Raw genomic sequence first — 16401 nt, 5'->3', positions numbered from 1 at the left:
GATGGGAACAGGCAATCGCTTGCAGGGCAAGCTCCTACAAAGAAAGATGCCGCTTCCCCTGTAGGAGCTTGCCCTGCGAAGCGATTCTTACTCTTATAACCCTGATTCCTGCCATTCGCGCTGATGACGCACGCCCATCACCACCACGTTGTCTCCCGTGTGGCGATAGGCGGCGATATAGCCATCCTTACCAAACGGGATTACCAGCTCGCGGTATTCTTCGGGTCTGTTTTCAATCTGATGCCCTAGCTCTGGGTGCTGCTCAAGCGATTGTAAACCCTGCAAAATTCTGAGGGTGGCACGGCGGGCGGCGGGTAAGTTTTTGGCGCGTAAAAACGCCTGTAACCGCTCCAAATCACGTAGAGCGGTTGTGCTAAAAATTAGTGATGGCATTTGGGGGCGGGTGCTTCGTTGTCAGTGAACCATGTTTCCATCCAAGCAAAGACTTCTTTGCCGGTGACGTGTAAGCCCGTGTCTTGGTAATCTTCCCACGCGGCCTGCATCTCGTCGCGGAACTGTTCTAGCTGTTCCTCACGCTCCAGATATTCGCGAATCGCTTCCTGCATGAGCCAATGGGCGGAACGCTTGCGAGTATCCGCGAGGCGTTGCAGGCGGCTTTTGGTATCCACATCCAACTTGATGGACGTGGGTAGTGGTGTATTCAATGCGGCTTGTGCCATGTTCATTGTCCTCAGTAGTAAGAAGTAGTCATAGATAGTTTAGCAGGTTAGGAAAGCATCGTGCAATGTGTGACACGCAACATGACACCCACGTCCTGTTTGCTATAAACTCAGCACTTAATTCTTGGGGGAAATCCTGTGCTGAATTTCGACCTTATTATCCAACCGGCTGCTGATGGCTATGTGTGGGGCTTGTACCCACAGGGGCAGCCGTCGCCACGTTTGCAGGGAACGTTCCGGTTGGATGCGGTGGAACTCAAGGGCTCGCAAGTAACATTCACCCGCTTGGATAACGCCTTAACCCATTTCGACAAAGCGTTCCTCAGCGCGTTTGATGAAGCCGCACAATTGCAGTTGGGGCGCTACCTCTATCAATTACTGTTTGCGGATGCGCCCACCGATTTCTTTCCCCCTCAAGAAGAGGTGCTGTTGCGGGTAGTCTCACACGATGCGTTTATCCAACGCATTCCGTGGAATTTGTTGACTCGCCACGTCACCTTTTTGGTCATGGAAAACTGGCATATCACCGTAGCCGCCCAAGCCAACAGCAATGTGCGTGCGGTGCAGTTTGCCGATGCGCCTAAAGTCTTGATGGTGTGCCAAGAGCCGCGTGACCAAACCGCAACGGGGGCAGGGGAACACGCTAACTATTTGCTGCAATACTTACGCGGGCGTTATGGCTATTTTCTCAACCCACAAGCACTAGCGGTAGTGTCGGATTGGGTAAGTTTCGTGCGTAAGCTGGGGGAACAGCGCTGGGATGTCATCTACTATTACGGGCATGGTAGCGGCGATGCTTACGGCGTATCGCTATTATTTGCTGACAGCGCAGGCAGCACAATGGAAGTGTCGATGGGCAAACTGGCAGAGTTGTTGAAAAGTGCGCCTCCCAGTTTGTTGTACTTGAATGCTTGCCGCAGTGGTGGCAATGGCATTGCGGGTTCAGTGACGCAATTGGGCGCAATGTTGCCCGCGCTATTGGTGAATCGTACCGATGCGTTTACCGATGCTGCCCGCGAACAGGGGCGGATATTTCTCGAACGGCTGTTGCTTGACCATTATCCACCGCACCAAGCTATCACCCATGCGTACAGCAGCAAAGGGCATGGTTTAGCCGCAGTGCGTTGGATGACCCCGATTCTCTACCAGCATTACACCGAATGGCATTTCCCGAACAGTAATGTGCAGCGTTTTGTCGGCAAAGACATGCACTGGTATTTGAAGCTCGACCGCACCGCCCAATTCAGCCGCGTGTTTTACCACACCAGTGACATGCTGGTGTCGGATAGCCCGACAACCTTGGCATGTTTCTGGCACGGCACCAACGAGCAGGGCGTAGAGCGTTTTCACGATCGTCTACCGATTGAACTGAAAAAACGCTCGCGTGATATGGAAATGGTGACATTCACCTTCCGCTGGCCTGCCCATTTTAACGAGCTGCATCAGGCATTTGAACACATGGTGTGTGAAGGCTTTGGGATACGCTTTCTGGATTCTCTGCCCGGTATGTTGCAAAATCTCGCCATTGGTGGGGTTAGCAATCCGCTGGTGGTGCATTGCCGCTTTGAAACCCTGCGACGCGGTAGCCCAGTGAATTTGGAACGTTTGGCTTACTGCCTGAAATGGTGGGAAACCGAAGTGCATTGTCGCTTGCGCCCTTACGGGATACGCACATTGCTGGCTTTTGGGTATCAGTTGGAAAAACCTGACCCAGAGTTTAAGCGCATTTGCGGAGAGGAATTGGGGAAAGCTGAACTAAAGTCGGGGATGAAGCTGGAACTGTTGGATGAGTTGCAAACTGTCTGCGAGCAAGACATTCTTGAGTTTCTGGATAAGTTTGAGGTGGAATTACCTGTTACGGGTGATGATCGCAGGAAATTGATCCACGGCATCATGCAGCGTACTGCCGGGAATTACGAGCAAGTGCTCAATGAATTGCAGACCATCGTTTCGCAAGCCCATAAACTGTTAGCGCAGCGGATGATTCCCACCGCTGTTACCACTGAGCACGGATATTAAGCATGACCTACCCCTTCAATCTGTTAGCACAATCCGACTCGCAAGCCGTGCTGGATGCCTTACAAAACCGCCGAATTCCCAAAGATGGTCTGAAAACCGACGCACCCCGTTTTGTCCCGGACATTGATTTGCAAGAAGCCATCAACACCGCGCTGGCAGTCGGTGAACCGTTGCTGCTGACGGGCGAACCGGGAACGGGCAAAACGCAAGCGGCGTATTACGTGGCGTGGAAGTTGGGGCTAGGTGATGTGCTGCATTTCCAAGTGAAATCCGACAGCACCGCGCAAGACCTGCTCTACCATTTCGACAGTGTGCGCTATTTCCACGATGCCCATCTGCTGGCAGGCGCAACCTTAAGCAAAACTAACTACGTGGAAGAACGCCCACTGTGGACAGCGCTAACGTCAGACAAGCCGCGAGTATTGCTGATCGACGAAATCGACAAAGCCCCGCGTGATTTCCCCAATGACTTGTTACACGAACTCGATCAAATGAGTTTCACCGTCAAGGAAACCGGGGAAGTGGTAACGGTGCAAGACCATAACCGCCCGTTGGTGTTCATCACCTCCAACAGCGAACGCCGTTTGCCGGAAGCGTTTTTACGCCGCTGTGTATTCCACCACATTGATTTCCGCCGTGAAATGCTACAAGCCGTACTGGCAAGTCATCATGCTTCGTTTAGCCGTTTTTCTGACGGTTTTCTGGAACTGGCGGTTAACCGCTTCATGTTGTTACGCAAGGAACGGTTGCGCAAGATACCCGCCACGGGTGAGTTGCTGGTGTGGTTGAAAACGATGGCGTTGGATGCGGGTACGTCCAGCCAACGTCTGGATGAACTGTTCCGGCAACTGGAAAATAGTCAGAAAAAGCCGCCCTATCTCGGCACGTTGCTGAAAGACCGCGAAGATGTCAAAGCAATGCAGCAACGTTACCCAGCCTGATTGCCTCTTTCTTAATCCAACAAGGAACCTATCTATGAAAGAATTACCTGTTATCTTTTCTCAGGAAACCCCAGCAGCCTCTGGCAGTGCTACCCCTGGCTTCGATAGCTTGGCGGCGGACGCTTGAGTTCTGGTAATAGCAATGGTGGTTTGCGGAATTTGCCGACCGAAAAGCTGGCAGCATCGCTGAGCAGTATCAAAGATAGCCTTGATGACATTTTTGCCTCCATCAAGCAAGTGGGCAATTTTGAATTGAATGAAGTACAGCTTACCTTAGAAATTACCGCTGAAGGTGGGTTTGCGTTGGTCGGTCTGGCAAAAGCAGGTGCAACCGGCGGTATTACCCTGACCTTTGCACCACCCAAAAAATAAAACCCTCCGGCGCAGGAGGGTTTTGAAGCATTAAGGGCTGTGAATTTTTATGATGACTATTTTTAGGGACTCTTGGGCTTAGTCAGTATGTATAACGATTAAGCGCAGGTTCGGTTGACACACAATGAAAGTTTTTTGAATACCCATGCAAACCCTCCACGCCCAAAGCGTCCCCCTCATTGGAACCAACCTCATCGAAGCCAGTGCTGGCACGGGTAAAACCTGGACGATTTCATGGCTCTACCTGCGCCTGATCGCCGTTTACGGCCTCAAAGTCGACAAAATTCTGGTCGTTACCTACACCGAAGCAGCCACCGCCGAATTACGTGACCGCATCCGCAAACGCCTCGCTGATGCACTCGCTTATCTGGAACAGCGCCCACACGCCGAAACCTACGAATCGTTGCCCTTGGAAGCGCCGCTCCACGACTGCATCCAACGCCTGCAACTGGCATTGGTGAGTTTCGACGAAGCGGCAGTTTTCACCATTCACGGTTTCTGCAAGCGCGTGTTATCCGAAAACGCCTTTGAAGCGCGAATGCCGTTTGAAACCGAGTTGGTGACAAACGAAGACAATCTGCTCACCGAATTAACCGACAAATTCTGGTATCAGCATTTTCTCAAGCCCGATGCACTGCATTTGCGCTTGTTGCAAAAACGCGGGCTGACCCCGGATGGCTTGCTGGCAACCGTGCGCCATTTCATCGGCAAACCGTATTTGCACACCGATATTCAGCCCGTCACCGCAGAGGCATTTGCGCAACGGCAAAGTGCTTTCGAGTCTGCCTTGCAAGCCTGCCAGCAACAGTGGGCGAGTGAACGTGAGGCGATCATCGGTTTATTGCTGAGTGGCGCACTCAACGGCAGCACCTACAGCAAGCGCTATGTGCCGAATTGGTCGGGGAAACTCGATGCGTATTTCGCCAATCCATTGGAATTGCCGTATGAAACCCTCGAACGCTTTGCCACCCCCGCGCTGACCGAAAAAACCAAAGATGGCAAAGCCACGCCCCAACACGCTTTTTTCACGCAAGTCGATGCTTTGCTCGCCGCCCATGACGCGCTATCGGAAGGCGAACAAGCCGCGCTGGAATACTTGCGCCTGCAATTGCTGCACCAGTTACGCGCCGAATTGCCCGTGCGCAAACAGCAACTCGGCATTCTCACCTTTGACGATTTGTTGTTGCACTTGCGCGATGCGTTGGAACAGCATCCCGATTTTCCGCCGCGTTTGGCGCTGAAATACCAAGCGGCGTTGATTGATGAATTTCAGGACACTGACCCGATTCAATACGAGATTTTCGAGCGCATTTACCGCGATAAACCGGAACAGCCGGTGTTTTACGTGGGCGACCCCAAACAGGCAATTTACGGGTTTCGGGGGGCGGATATTTACACCTACCTCAAAGCCGCGCACAGCACGTCGGCGCATTACACGCTGCAACACAACTTTCGTTCGCATCATGATTTGCTGCAAGCGCTCAACCACCTGTTCGCGCAATCGGACCAACCTTTCCGCAGCGACATCCGCTACGAAGCCGTCAGCGCCGGTAAGCCGCAGGCAGATTTACGAGTCGAGCCACCTCTCCCCCCCATCCGCCTCTGGGATTGGAACACACTCGACGAAGGCTACAACAGCGCCGCCGTGCAAGAACGCATTGCCGAAGCCGTCGCCAACGACATTGCCCGCCTCTTAAACGCCGGTCGCGAAGGTATTGCCCGAATCGGTGAACGCCCAGTAGAAAGCCGCGACATTGCAGTACTCGTGCGCGAAAACCAACAGGGCGAACAAATCAAACGTGCTTTGCTGGCACGCGGCATTGCCAGCGTACAAAAATCACGCGACAGCATTTTTTGTACCCGCGAAGCCAGCGATTTCCGTGCGGTATTGCGAGCCATTGCCGAACCGGGCAATGAAACCGCCCTCAAGCAAGCCCTCGTCACCGAACTGTTCGGTTTCACTGCCGAAGATTTATTCGCACTGGATGAAAATCCCGCTTTGTTGGAGGCCGAACTCGAAGCCTTCCACCGTTGGCATAAAACTTGGCATTCGCAAGGCTTCATGCCGATGTTTCGCCAGTGGATGTTGCAACGCCAACGCTATGCGCATTTATTAGCCTTGGCGGATGGCGAACGTCGCCTCACCAATTTGTTGCATTTGGCGGAACTCATCCACACCGAAAGCCGCTTGCAAGGGCATGGAATGCACGCGCTGATCCGTTGGTTACAACAAAAAGCCGAAGCGGGTGAACAAGACGAAGCACACGAACTGCGCCTAGAAAGCGACGAAAACTTGGTGCAAATTACCACCATTCACAAAAGCAAGGGGCTGGAATACGGCATTGTGTATTGCCCGTATTTGTGGGCGGAACGTGATGCGAAAGCCAGCACATGGTTCAGTTGGTACGACCGTGACACCGAAGCGGGCATTTCGCGCCTGCAAGCCGAAGCCTTTGCCAGTGACGCGGCGCTGAAGTGTTTCCGTGAAGCCGAACAAGCTGAAAGTTTACGCTTGCTGTACGTTGCGCTCACCCGTGCCAAATACCATTGCACCATTGCACTGGTCAGCGGGCGCATTAACCAATTCGACTACTATTCGGCACTCGGTTGGCTGTTATTAGGCAAGTTACCGCAGGGCAGGGAGATTCTCGGCAAATTGCGCAAAGACGGGATGCAGCCCGATGAACGCCAACGTTTGATGCACGCGCAATTAACCCAATTGGTGGAACAATCCGCAGGCGGCATCAGCCATGAAATCTTGCCCGTTGAGGAAACGCGCGTGTGTTATCAAGCCGACAGCGGTGAATGGCAACCCAGCATCCGCCGCTACCAACCACGTTACGTGCCGGTTCCCAAAGTCGGCAGTTTCAGCGGTTTGACATCTGGCAAGGATGATGAACGCCCCGACTACGACACGCTTGTTGCTACCCCGGTCGCTGAGCGCAGTCGAAGCGATGCATTCCCACGCGGCGCAAAAGCCGGAAGCTGTTTACACAAAATGCTGGAAGAACTCGACTTCACCCAAACGCTTGCCACCCAGCAAGACAGCGTATTGTTACCCGCGTTGAAACGCCACGGCTTGCCCGAACGTTGGCTACCCGCAGGCGTACAGCTTCTGGAAAATACCCTCAATACGCCGTTGCCCGCCATTAATTTGCGTTTGTGCGATTTGCCCAAAGCGCAACGCCTTGATGAACTCGAATTCTATTTCCCGGTAGAACGCTTGCGTCTAAAACCGCTGCAAACCTTGTTACACCACCACCTGCCCACCGAATGGGACGCCATTCACACCGCGATCGACAAGCTCAAGTTCAACGACCTGACGGGTTATATGAAAGGCTTTATCGACCTGGTATTTGCCGTAGACGGACGCTATTTTGTGGTGGATTATAAATCGAATGATCTGGGCGCAATGTCTGCTGATTACCGTTTCGAGGTGATGCAAGAGGCAATGGCGGAACACCATTATTACCTGCAATACCTGATCTACTGTTTGGCATTGCACCGTTATTTGCAACAGCGGTTGCCGGGGTATGACTGGGAACAGCATGTTGGTGGGGCGTTGTATTTGTTTTTGCGGGGGATGATGCCGGAACAGGCAGGCTCAGGTGTATTTTTTCACAAACCGGCGTTTGCCTTGATTGAGGCGTTGGATCACTTAATGGGTCACTGATCAATGCGGCAAGTCGCGGGCGTATTCGAGCAAGACCGTTTCTAGGCGGGCAAACGCTTCGGGTTTGGGGCTAGACCCCGGAAAACTTTGGTAGACCAGTTGCTTTTCCTTGCCGTCAAGCATGATGTCAAGGGTTTGGGGGTAATGGCGTTGACCGGCTTTTGCGCCACCAAAGGTATCGCGTTTGAGGGCGAGTGCGCCACTCTCTTTGATGACGGCATACAGATTGTCGAGATCTTCGGGGCGTAAGGCGAGGCTGATGGTTTTGAGCTCCTCTGCTTGCCAGCAAGGGGTGCTTTTTACCCATTGGGCGCAGCGTCCGGCGGTATCTTCAAAATAGGTGTAACTGATAATACCGTTTGCCAGTGTGATTTCGGTGTAGAAACCTTCACCTGTAGCGCGGAAACGTAGCGAAAAGTCACTGCCCGGTAGCGTTTGCTGCGCGGGATTGGGGATTTTTAGGGTATTGGGGTTTTCAGGAGGCGTGAGCATGGTTTCCGGCTCCGGTGTAAGAAGAACAGTGGAATCATCGGGTTGCAACGTGTCAGCATCGGGAATAATGACGGGTTCTGCCATGGATTCGACCGGGGGTGCTGGCGGTGGCGCGGCATCACGTTTTTCGCAGCCACTCAATGGCAGCAACGTTAGCAAGAGCAGGCAGTAAGCAGCGGGAACGAGGTTGGCTTGTTTCATCCCCTGATTCTAGCGTATCAGGGGACTGTGGGGGGATTAACGATTCGCCATGATTGGATGCAGGCGTTTGATCATTTCTTTGAAGACTTTGGGGTTTGCCGCGACCACATCGCCGGTTTTCAGGAAAGTGTTGTCGCCTTTCATGTCACCGATCAGGCCACCGGCTTCTTGCACGAGCAGTACACCCGCCGCGATGTCCCATTCATTCAGACCGAACTCCCAGAAACCATCAAAGCGCCCGCTGGCAACATAGGCCAGATCGAGCGCGGCTGAACCGGGGCGGCGCACGCCAGCGGTATCCGGCAGCAAAGCCTTCATGGTTTGCAGGTACAAGTCGAGATTCTGATTGGCACGGAAGGGGACGCCGGTACCCAGTAAAGCACTCTGCATGGTGCTGCGTTCGGAGACGCGAATACGGCGCCCGTTCAAAGTAGCGCCTTCACCCCGCGCGGCAGCAAAGACTTCATCTCGCAACGGGTCATACACCACACCCACCATTAAACGCCCTTTGTGTTTCATCCCAATTGAAACCGAATAGTGGGGAATGCCGTAGAGGAAGTTGGTAGTGCCATCGAGCGGGTCAATGATCCACTCATAATCGCTGTCAACGCCTTGTTTGCCGCTTTCTTCGCCCAAAAAGGCGTGGTCAGGGTAGGCGCGTTGCAGCAAGCGGATGATGCCCTGTTCGGCTTGGCGGTCAACTTCGCTGACAAAATCATTGTGTGCTTTGTTTTCGACATCCAGCTTATGCACTTTGTTGGCGTAGTGGCGAATGCCTTCGCCTGCTTCGCGGGCGGCTTCTATGGCTTTTCTGAGCATTGGGTGCATCAGCGAACTCCGGGACTGGGGATATTACGGGGCGCTAGGATAGCACAAGCAGGCAGGTTTCTGCACGGTGTTACTGATAATAAGGAAAGTTCCAACAGTTTTTTTATTTAAGTCAGAAAAAAAATCGAATTGTATTTTTGCCTAAGTAAACTAATCTTATAGCCATCGGTATACAGAATTATCCAATCATAAATAGAGCAAGCAGGTGTATAAAATGGCAACTATAAATGTTCGTAAAAGGTTAACATTAATCTCGCTGATTTTTTTATCATTGATAACGACACAGGCTCAAAGCTTACCTTTTCAAGATTCAGTGGCTGGCGATCCCCCTAAATCAAAAGTGTTGTTAATGGCCACTTTGAACAATGGTCCTGCAATGCAGCCCGTTACTTGGACACTTTACCGTATCGAAAATGGCAAGGCGATTTATGATCAATCAGTGAATTTGCATTCCGCTAATATTGAATTAGTGCCGGGATTTTATCGTGCTGATGTAACGCTTAATGGCGGAAATGTTAGCCGCTCACGTGTTTTCGATCTGAGTAATGTCAAGAGCAGCAGTGTTATTGTGGCGATGGATTAAGCATTAATGTGCAATGATGCGGTTAGTGGGCGCACTAAGCATTAATACGCCCACGCTAATTCAGTGTGTTATTCTGGCCTTGCCATCTTGACTGGTTAACAATTTAACTTTCTCGCCGATTAAAAAGTTTTCATCTGCCAATTGTGCAATCGCCACGGTGCGCTCATCGTCTAAACGCACGGTAATTTCAACCCCCGGTTTGGATTGAATACTGCGGTCTAGTGCAATGCCGACCGTACCGCCAATCACCGCGCCTGCTACGCTGCCAATGATTTGACCTTTGCCTTGCCCCAAATCGTTGCCCGCGACCCCACCGATGACGCCGCCTGCGACTTTGCCGGTTTCCGCATTGTCTTCGCGGATCATGACATTGCGCAGACCAATGACAGTGCCGAATTTGACCTCTTGCAAGGTTCCCGCTTGTGCCGTGGTGTAAGTGTTGCTGGATGGCATAATGGAGCAAGCCCCCAGTGTCAGTGGGAGCAGCAAGATGCCCGCGTAAAAGCCCGATTTCATGTGTGTTACCTCATTGTTTCTTTAAGCATTCAAGATAAGCGGCTTCATCCGGGATGGTTTGGTGGCGTTGTGCCAGCCAGATACTTTCTGCCAAACAATCCATCATACGGTGTTCCGCCACCTCATTGCCGTATTTGATCACCGATTGCCGGTAAAGTTCGCGAATTCCAGTCGGGCGGTCAGTGGCGACCTGTTCGCGAATCCCAAGGTGTAAGCCCATGTGCAGAAACGGGTTGGTTTCGCCATTGTCGGGTAAGTAGTCGTGTTGTATCGCGCTATCGGGCGCGGCGAGGACGTGATGGTATTCGGGGTGTTCCGCAATCACGCTGGCAATTTGGGTTTCTAAGGCATCCAGTGGTTGTTTTTGTTGAAATTTCTGCCAGCATTGCGCGTAATAGCGGCGCATGGCGTCACGGTCATTGCCAAACATTAGACGGTTTTCTCCTTGAAATCACACAAGTCAGCAATCAGGCATTGCCCGCATTTGGGGCTACGTGCCACGCAAGTATAACGCCCGTGCAAAATTAGCCAGTGGTGCGCATCCAGCATGTAGTCTTTAGGGATGTGTTTCAGCAAACCTTTTTCAACTGCCAGCACGTTTTTACCGGGGGCAATGCCGGTGCGGTTAGCGACACGAAAAATGTGCGTATCTACCGCCATGGTGGGTTGGTGAAACGCGGTATTTAGAATCACATTGGCGGTTTTACGTCCAACGCCGGGTAAGGCTTCCAAGGCGTCGCGGGCTTGCGGCACTTGCGAGGCGTGTTTCTCAATAAGAATACGGCAAGTTTCGATAATGTTTTTGGCTTTGCTATTAAAGAGGCCGATGGTTTTAATGTAATCCTTTAAACCGTCCACACCGAGCGCATAAATGGCTTCTGGCGTATTCGCCACAGGGAATAAATGCGCGGTGGCTTTATTTACCCCTTTGTCGGTGGATTGCGCTGAAAGGATCACGGCAATCAGCAATTCAAAGGTGTTGTCATACGCTAATTCGGTGGTGGGGTTAGGATTCGCATCGCGCAGGCGGCGGAAGATTTCCTCCCGCTTGGCTTTATTCATGCGGTTTCACCGAGCCGGTTAATGGGAATTGCTTTAGCCGCTTGCGCGGTTTGCGCCATGCGTTTATCAAGGTAGTTTTTCAGTGCCACCAAAAAGCCTAAACCAATAAATGCACCGGGGGGCAAGGCAGCGAGTAATAAACCCTTAAAATCCGCGCCCAAACTCAGGGTGAGGCCGCGTGCGGCTTCGCCAAACATCAGGTGCGCTTGCGCAAATAACGTACCGCTACTAACCAATTCACGCATTCCACCCAATGCAACCAGCACCAAGGTGAAGCCGATGCCCATCATTAAGCTGTCGTATCCGGCGTGGAGCGGTGGATTTTTTGAGGCATACGCTTCAGAACGCCCAATCACAATGCAGTTGGTGACAATCAGCGGGATGAAAATGCCCAAAATGCCGTACAACTCGTGGAAATACGCTTTCATCAGCATTTCGATCAAGGTGACATTCGCGGCGATGATCATTACAAAAGCCGGGATGCGAATTTCTTCCCGTACCAAATGCCGCACAATCGAAATCGCCAGATTCGAGGCAACCAAGGCGATAGTGGTCGCAATTCCCAGCCCTAAGCCGTTCACGAAGTTGGTTGTGACCGCCATCAGTGGGCATAGCCCTAATAATTGCACCAAACCGGGATTATTCTTCCACAAGCCATTAAGGGTGATCTCCCGATAAACCGACCAATCGCGTTTACTCATGGCTTTACTTCCTGCTGAAAGAGTGTGTTGAAATGCTGCTGTGACCAGTCGAGCGTGTTTTTCACCGCGTTGACCACGGCACGCGGGGTAATGGTGGCGCCGGTAAATTGGTCGAATTCGCCGCCGTCCTTGCGCACTGCCCAGCCGGTATGCGTGGGGTTTTGCAACGATTTGCCGTTGAAACGCAATATCCAATCGCTTTTTTCCACGTCGATTTTATCGCCCAAACCGGGGGTTTCCTTGTGATCCAGCACCCGCACCCCGGCGAGGGTTTGATCGGCATTGACCCCGACAATCAGGCGAATGCGTCCGCTGTAGCCATCCGGCGCAGTGACGGTGAATAAAGCCGCAACCGGCGTGCCTTGTTTGCGAGCGCGGTAAACGGTGACGACATCCGCACTGCCCAATGCGGCCGCTGGTAATTCTAGCGTGTCAGCCAGCAAATCGTTGTCGTAGGTTTGGTGATCGACCAGCGCATTCAAGCGACTCAATGTAGCACTGCGTTCATTCGCGGCAATTTGGTCTTTGGTAAAATCAAATGCCAACGCCAGCGCAACCGTGCCGAACAGCGCGAAACCTGCCAAAATAATGCCGGGTTGTTCCAACAGTTTTGCGTAGATACGTTTCATCCCAGCCAGCTCCGTTTTGTGCCGTAAACCCGTGGTTGGGTGTAATAATCAATCAAAGGTACCGCCATATTCATAATCAATACCGCGAACGCAATGGCATCAGGATAACCGCCCCAAGTACGAATAATGTAGGTGAACAGCCCAATTCCCGCCGCGTAAATCAGTTTCCCCATGGGCGTAGTGCTCGCGGATACCGGGTCGGTAATAATGAAAAAAGCGCCCAACATTGCAGCACCGCCAAACAAATGGAACAGCGGTGACGCATAAATTTGCGGATTGATCAGCCAAAAAATCATGGCCATGCCACCCAAACTTATCAGCAGCGCCACTGGCATGTGCCAACTGATCACCTTGCGTTGCAATAGCCACAGCCCGCCACTCAACCATGCAACGTTAATCCACGCCCAAGCTTCGCCGCTGAGCAGCCCAAATTGACCAGTGGCGTAAATGTCATCCAAGGTTTTGTTTAAACCCAAGCTCACTTTGACCGCATCGAGTGGTGTCGCGCCACTGAGCGCGTCCCAGCCCGTGTTAATGCCCCAAAATACTTTCTGAAAAGCTTGGTCTGCGCCAATGTGCGCAAAACTGAAAGCCACCGGCTCGGGCCAAATCGTCATTTGCACCGGGTAAGACACCAGCATCGCCGCATAGCCCACCATTGCCGGATTGAACGGGTTATACCCCAAGCCGCCGTACAAATGCTTGCCAATCACAATCGCAAACAGCATCGCCACCGCAATCAACCACCAAGGCGAAAACGCAGGCATGGCAACCGCCAATAGCCACGCGGTCAACACGGCACTGTAATCCAGCAAAAACGGTTCGATCGGGCGTTGCCGCCATTTGAGCATCAGCGCTTCAAACAATAGCGCAAAACCAATCGCCAGCACCCAATTGGTGATAATGCCCCAGCCAAAAAACCACACCAGCAGAAGCGTGCCGGGAATGAGCGCATACAACACTTGCTGCATGAGCGTGCTGACATCAGGTTTGCTCGCTATCATGCGGTGGTGTCCTCAGAAAGGGTTTGAGCGGCGGCTTCGGCTTTCTTGGCTTTAGCACGGTCGAGCGCGGCTTGAATCGCGGCTTTTTTGCTGTCGTCGGTCGTGGTTTGCGCCTGCTCTTTGTGTTTAGCCAGCTTTTCGGCCTTTTCACGTTTGGCACGTTCGAGACGTTCGAGATGAAACTCGTGGCGTTCGCGAGCAAGGTCGGCTTTGACTTTGGCAGTGCGTTCTGCCCGAATTTCGGCTTTGGCAAAGCGGTAATAGCTCACCAACGGAATGTGGCTGGGGCAGACGTACTCACAACAGCCGCATTCAATGCAGTCGGAAAGGTGATGCGCTTTGGCTTTGTCGAATTCCTTAGCACGAGCAAACCAATACAACTGCTGCGGTAGCAAACTGGTCGGACAAGCGTCGGTGCAACGCCCGCAACGGATGCACGGCATCGCTGCTTGGGTGTGCTCCAACTCGTCATTGATGAGCAGGCAATTCATGGCTTTAACCACGGGCACTGCGGGGTCGTGCAAGGTAATGCCCATCATCGGCCCGCCCATGCGCCAGCGTTTGGCTTGCGGGGTGGTGCCTCCCGCATGAGCGGCAAGGTGGCTGATGGGGGTGCCGAACGGCACTTCAAGGTTGCACGGTTGCGCAATGCCGTTGCCAGTGACAGTAACGTAGCGGCTCAATGACGGTTCGCCGTGCACGACCGCGTGATAAATCGCACGTGCAGTGGCAACGTTATTGCACACTACACCAATGTCAGAGGAACGCCCGCCGCTGGGAACTTCCTTGCCGGTCAAAATAAAAGTGAGCTGTTTGGCACCACCGCTGGGGTACAGTGTTGGCACCGCGACGACTTGAATGCGGCTATCTTGCGCGGCATCAACCGCCGCTTGCATCGCGGCAATTGCGTAAGGTTTGTTATCTTCCACCCCGATCAAGCATTCTTGCGGCTTAACCATGTGCATCATGACTTGCGCACCTGCTACAATCTCAGCGGCTTGCTCGCGCATTAACATATCATCACAGGAAATGTACGGTTCGCATTCTGCACCGTTCAAAATCAGGGTGCGTATCGGTTTGTCGGGGCGCACATTTAGCTTCACCGCTGAAGGAAAAACCGCGCCACCCATGCCAACCACTCCGGCATCTTTCACACGCTGACGCAGAATCGCGGGGTCAATTTCGGTGTAATTGGGGTAAGCGGGCAGGCGCGAATCGCCCCAGGCATCTTTGCCATCAGGCATCAGCACCACGCACAAATCGTGCAAGCCGGAAGGGTGCGCAATCGGGCGCAATTCAATCGCGCTGATTGTGCCTGAGGTGGTGGCGTGCACGTTGACACTGTTATTGCTTTGCGCCACCGCCAGCGTTTGCCCTTTGTAAACGTAAGCGCCGACATTAACATTCGTTACCACTTTGGGTTTTTCGCCCGCGTGTTGCAGCAGGGGAATCACCAGTTGTGCGGCTAACGGAATTTGGCGTGACGGGCATTGCGTGGAAATGTCTTTGTTTTCTGCCAGATGCAAGCCGCCGGGGTTGCGCCATAATTTGCGTAGGGTTTGGATCATGGGTTCACCTTCAATTCAAACACGGGGTAAGGCCATTTCCAGTTGGTCGGTTCTGTTTTAATCGGCACCATTGCAATGCAATCCACGGGGCAGGGCGGCAGGCACAATTTGCAGCCGGTGCATTCGCTGGCAATAATGGTGTGCATGTGTTTTGCGGAACCGACAATTGCATCCACCGGGCAAGCTTGAATGCACAGGGTGCAGCCGATGCAGGTGTTTTCGTCGATGATCGCGACCAGCGGCATGTCGGTGTGTTCGCCGTTTTCGGCATCGAGCGGCTTGGCTTCCACGCCCAGCAGTTCTGCCAGCGATTTAATCACGGCTTCGCCACCGGGTGGGCAACGGTTGATGTCAGCTTCGCCTTTGGCAATCGCTTCGGCATACGGGTGGCAACCAACGAAACCACATTGCCCGCATTGCGTTTGCGGCAGGATGGCATCAATCTTTTCCGCCAGCGGGTTGCCTTCCACTTTGAAACGGATGGCGGCATAACCCAGCAGCAAGCCAAACACGGCTGCCATACCGACTACCACGAGAATCGCTGCCATCATTAGCTTTTTACCAACCCTGAGAAGCCCATGAACGCCAACGCCATCAAACCTGCGGTGATCAGACCAATCGCATTGCCTTGGAAAATACCGGGTACGTCACCGGCGTTGATGCGTTCGCGGATACCGGCAAACAACACCAGCACCATCGAAAAGCCGAGCGCTGCGCCGAAACCGTACAGGGCAGATTCGATAAAATCGTGCGCTTCTTGCACATTCAACAATGCCACGCCGAGCACGATGCAGTTGGTGGTAATCAGTGGCAGGTAAATCCCCAGTACGTTGTACAACACTGGACTGGTTTTGCGGATGACCATTTCGGTAAAGCCGACAATCGCGGCGATGACGAGAATGAAGCTGATGGTGCGCAGGTATTCCAAGCCAAACGGGACGAGCAGATACGTGTCGGCGAGATAGCTGCTGACGGAGGACAAGGTAAGCACAAAGGTCGTCGCAAACCCCATGCCCATCGCGGTTTCGAGCTTGCGCGATACGCCCATGAACGGGCATAGACCTAAGAAGTGTGAGAGCACAAAATTGTTGACCCACACAGTGCCAACAATAATCAGTATGTAATCTGTCAT

The 16401-nt window shown here is 52.9% G+C and carries 18 protein-coding genes; 5 read left to right on the top strand and 13 right to left on the bottom strand.

All coding sequences use genetic code 11. From position 1 onward, the window contains the following. Positions 1 to 93: 93 nt before the first annotated feature. Together L3K52_14860 and L3K52_14855 are read right to left on the bottom strand one after the other, a co-directional pair. Positions 94 to 393, bottom strand: a complete 300-nt coding sequence (locus L3K52_14860; GenBank protein ID UOG91462.1) for a type II toxin-antitoxin system RelE/ParE family toxin — start codon at positions 391 to 393, stop codon at positions 94 to 96. Next, a complete protein-coding gene (locus L3K52_14855) occupies positions 381 to 680 on the bottom strand; it encodes a CopG family ribbon-helix-helix protein (GenBank protein UOG91461.1) in 300 nt (99 codons plus the stop codon). The genes L3K52_14860 and L3K52_14855 overlap by 13 nt, the downstream gene beginning before the upstream one ends. Before the next feature lie 138 nt (positions 681 to 818). Between L3K52_14855 and L3K52_14850 the strand changes: the two genes are divergently transcribed. The 4 genes from L3K52_14850 to recB all read left to right on the top strand — a co-directional run bounded on the left by L3K52_14850 (position 819) and on the right by recB (position 7685). After that, on the top strand, positions 819 to 2699 hold the full coding sequence (locus L3K52_14850; protein UOG91460.1) for a hypothetical protein: 1881 nt from the start codon (positions 819 to 821) through the stop codon (positions 2697 to 2699). Between the two features lie 2 nt (positions 2700 to 2701). Continuing rightward, complete coding sequence (locus L3K52_14845; protein ID UOG91459.1) at positions 2702 to 3640, top strand: MoxR family ATPase; 939 nt, start codon at positions 2702 to 2704, stop codon at positions 3638 to 3640. Positions 3641 to 3763: 123 nt separating this feature from the next. Then, positions 3764 to 4012: a hypothetical protein gene (locus L3K52_14840; protein UOG91458.1), complete on the top strand. Its 249-nt coding sequence runs from the start codon at positions 3764 to 3766 to the stop codon at positions 4010 to 4012. Positions 4013 to 4157: 145 nt separating this feature from the next. Then, complete coding sequence (recB, locus tag L3K52_14835; protein ID UOG91457.1) at positions 4158 to 7685, top strand: exodeoxyribonuclease V subunit beta; 3528 nt, start codon at positions 4158 to 4160, stop codon at positions 7683 to 7685. Here recB and L3K52_14830 read toward each other — a convergent pair whose 3' ends face one another. After that, positions 7686 to 8378: a hypothetical protein gene (locus L3K52_14830; GenBank protein UOG91456.1), complete on the bottom strand. Its 693-nt coding sequence runs from the start codon at positions 8376 to 8378 to the stop codon at positions 7686 to 7688. A gap of 36 nt (positions 8379 to 8414) precedes the next feature. Further along, positions 8415 to 9206, bottom strand: a complete 792-nt coding sequence (locus L3K52_14825) for an inositol monophosphatase (GenBank protein UOG91455.1) — start codon at positions 9204 to 9206, stop codon at positions 8415 to 8417. A 214-nt stretch (positions 9207 to 9420) separates the two neighbouring features. On the opposite strand from L3K52_14825, the gene L3K52_14820 reads away from it, so the two are divergent. Beyond that, on the top strand, positions 9421 to 9789 hold the full coding sequence (locus L3K52_14820; GenBank protein ID UOG91454.1) for a hypothetical protein: 369 nt from the start codon (positions 9421 to 9423) through the stop codon (positions 9787 to 9789). A 60-nt stretch (positions 9790 to 9849) separates the two neighbouring features. Here L3K52_14820 and L3K52_14815 read toward each other — a convergent pair whose 3' ends face one another. The 9 genes from L3K52_14815 to rsxA are packed head-to-tail and all read right to left on the bottom strand — an operon-like array spanning position 9850 to position 16401. After that, a complete protein-coding gene (locus L3K52_14815) occupies positions 9850 to 10305 on the bottom strand; it encodes a hypothetical protein (GenBank protein ID UOG91453.1) in 456 nt (151 codons plus the stop codon). Between the two features lie 10 nt (positions 10306 to 10315). Then, positions 10316 to 10735, bottom strand: a complete 420-nt coding sequence (locus tag L3K52_14810; protein ID UOG91452.1) for a DUF1841 family protein — start codon at positions 10733 to 10735, stop codon at positions 10316 to 10318. Then, positions 10735 to 11367: an endonuclease III gene (gene nth, locus L3K52_14805; protein UOG91451.1), complete on the bottom strand. Its 633-nt coding sequence runs from the start codon at positions 11365 to 11367 to the stop codon at positions 10735 to 10737. The genes L3K52_14810 and nth overlap by 1 nt, the downstream gene beginning before the upstream one ends. Further along, complete coding sequence (locus L3K52_14800; protein ID UOG91450.1) at positions 11364 to 12068, bottom strand: electron transport complex subunit E; 705 nt, start codon at positions 12066 to 12068, stop codon at positions 11364 to 11366. The genes nth and L3K52_14800 overlap by 4 nt, the downstream gene beginning before the upstream one ends. Continuing rightward, positions 12065 to 12697: an electron transport complex subunit RsxG gene (rsxG, locus tag L3K52_14795; protein ID UOG91449.1), complete on the bottom strand. Its 633-nt coding sequence runs from the start codon at positions 12695 to 12697 to the stop codon at positions 12065 to 12067. Before rsxG ends, L3K52_14800 begins: the two co-directional genes overlap by 4 nt. After that, entirely contained in the window at positions 12694 to 13701 is a 1008-nt protein-coding gene (gene rsxD, locus L3K52_14790; GenBank protein ID UOG91448.1) for an electron transport complex subunit RsxD, read from the bottom strand. The genes rsxG and rsxD overlap by 4 nt, the downstream gene beginning before the upstream one ends. Further along, the gene (rsxC, locus tag L3K52_14785; protein UOG91447.1) at positions 13698 to 15269 is read right to left on the bottom strand and encodes an electron transport complex subunit RsxC; all 1572 of its coding nucleotides are present in this window, start codon (positions 15267 to 15269) and stop codon (positions 13698 to 13700) included. The genes rsxD and rsxC overlap by 4 nt, the downstream gene beginning before the upstream one ends. Then, a complete protein-coding gene (rsxB, locus tag L3K52_14780) occupies positions 15266 to 15820 on the bottom strand; it encodes an electron transport complex subunit RsxB (protein ID UOG91446.1) in 555 nt (184 codons plus the stop codon). The genes rsxC and rsxB overlap by 4 nt, the downstream gene beginning before the upstream one ends. Further along, positions 15820 to 16401: an electron transport complex subunit RsxA gene (gene rsxA, locus L3K52_14775; protein ID UOG91445.1), complete on the bottom strand. Its 582-nt coding sequence runs from the start codon at positions 16399 to 16401 to the stop codon at positions 15820 to 15822. The genes rsxB and rsxA overlap by 1 nt, the downstream gene beginning before the upstream one ends.

Source organism: Candidatus Thiothrix sulfatifontis, from assembly GCA_022828425.1.
Taxonomy (GTDB): domain Bacteria; phylum Pseudomonadota; class Gammaproteobacteria; order Thiotrichales; family Thiotrichaceae; genus Thiothrix; species Thiothrix sulfatifontis.
The sequence above is the reverse complement of the archived record's forward strand: the minus strand, read 5'-3'. Positions and strand labels throughout refer to the sequence as shown.

Excerpts from the sequence above, each read along its gene's own strand:
- L3K52_14815 (UOG91453.1), bottom strand. The coding sequence starts at position 10,305 with ATGAAATCGGGCTTTTACGCGGGCATCTTGCTGCTCCCACTGACACTG.
- L3K52_14825 (UOG91455.1), bottom strand. The coding sequence starts at position 9,206 with ATGCACCCAATGCTCAGAAAAGCCATAGAAGCCGCCCGCGAAGCAGGC.
- rsxC (UOG91447.1), bottom strand. The coding sequence starts at position 15,269 with ATGATCCAAACCCTACGCAAATTATGGCGCAACCCCGGCGGCTTGCAT.
- L3K52_14800 (UOG91450.1), bottom strand. The coding sequence starts at position 12,068 with ATGAGTAAACGCGATTGGTCGGTTTATCGGGAGATCACCCTTAATGGC.
- L3K52_14810 (UOG91452.1), bottom strand. The coding sequence starts at position 10,735 with ATGTTTGGCAATGACCGTGACGCCATGCGCCGCTATTACGCGCAATGC.
- nth (UOG91451.1), bottom strand. The coding sequence starts at position 11,367 with ATGAATAAAGCCAAGCGGGAGGAAATCTTCCGCCGCCTGCGCGATGCG.
- rsxA (UOG91445.1), bottom strand. The coding sequence starts at position 16,401 with ATGACAGATTACATACTGATTATTGTTGGCACTGTGTGGGTCAACAAT.
- rsxB (UOG91446.1), bottom strand. The coding sequence starts at position 15,820 with ATGATGGCAGCGATTCTCGTGGTAGTCGGTATGGCAGCCGTGTTTGGC.
- L3K52_14830 (UOG91456.1), bottom strand. The coding sequence starts at position 8,378 with ATGAAACAAGCCAACCTCGTTCCCGCTGCTTACTGCCTGCTCTTGCTA.
- L3K52_14855 (UOG91461.1), bottom strand. The coding sequence starts at position 680 with ATGGCACAAGCCGCATTGAATACACCACTACCCACGTCCATCAAGTTG.
- L3K52_14820 (UOG91454.1), top strand. The coding sequence starts at position 9,421 with ATGGCAACTATAAATGTTCGTAAAAGGTTAACATTAATCTCGCTGATT.
- rsxG (UOG91449.1), bottom strand. The coding sequence starts at position 12,697 with ATGAAACGTATCTACGCAAAACTGTTGGAACAACCCGGCATTATTTTG.
- L3K52_14860 (UOG91462.1), bottom strand. The coding sequence starts at position 393 with ATGCCATCACTAATTTTTAGCACAACCGCTCTACGTGATTTGGAGCGG.
- recB (UOG91457.1), top strand. The coding sequence starts at position 4,158 with ATGCAAACCCTCCACGCCCAAAGCGTCCCCCTCATTGGAACCAACCTC.
- L3K52_14845 (UOG91459.1), top strand. The coding sequence starts at position 2,702 with ATGACCTACCCCTTCAATCTGTTAGCACAATCCGACTCGCAAGCCGTG.
- rsxD (UOG91448.1), bottom strand. The coding sequence starts at position 13,701 with ATGATAGCGAGCAAACCTGATGTCAGCACGCTCATGCAGCAAGTGTTG.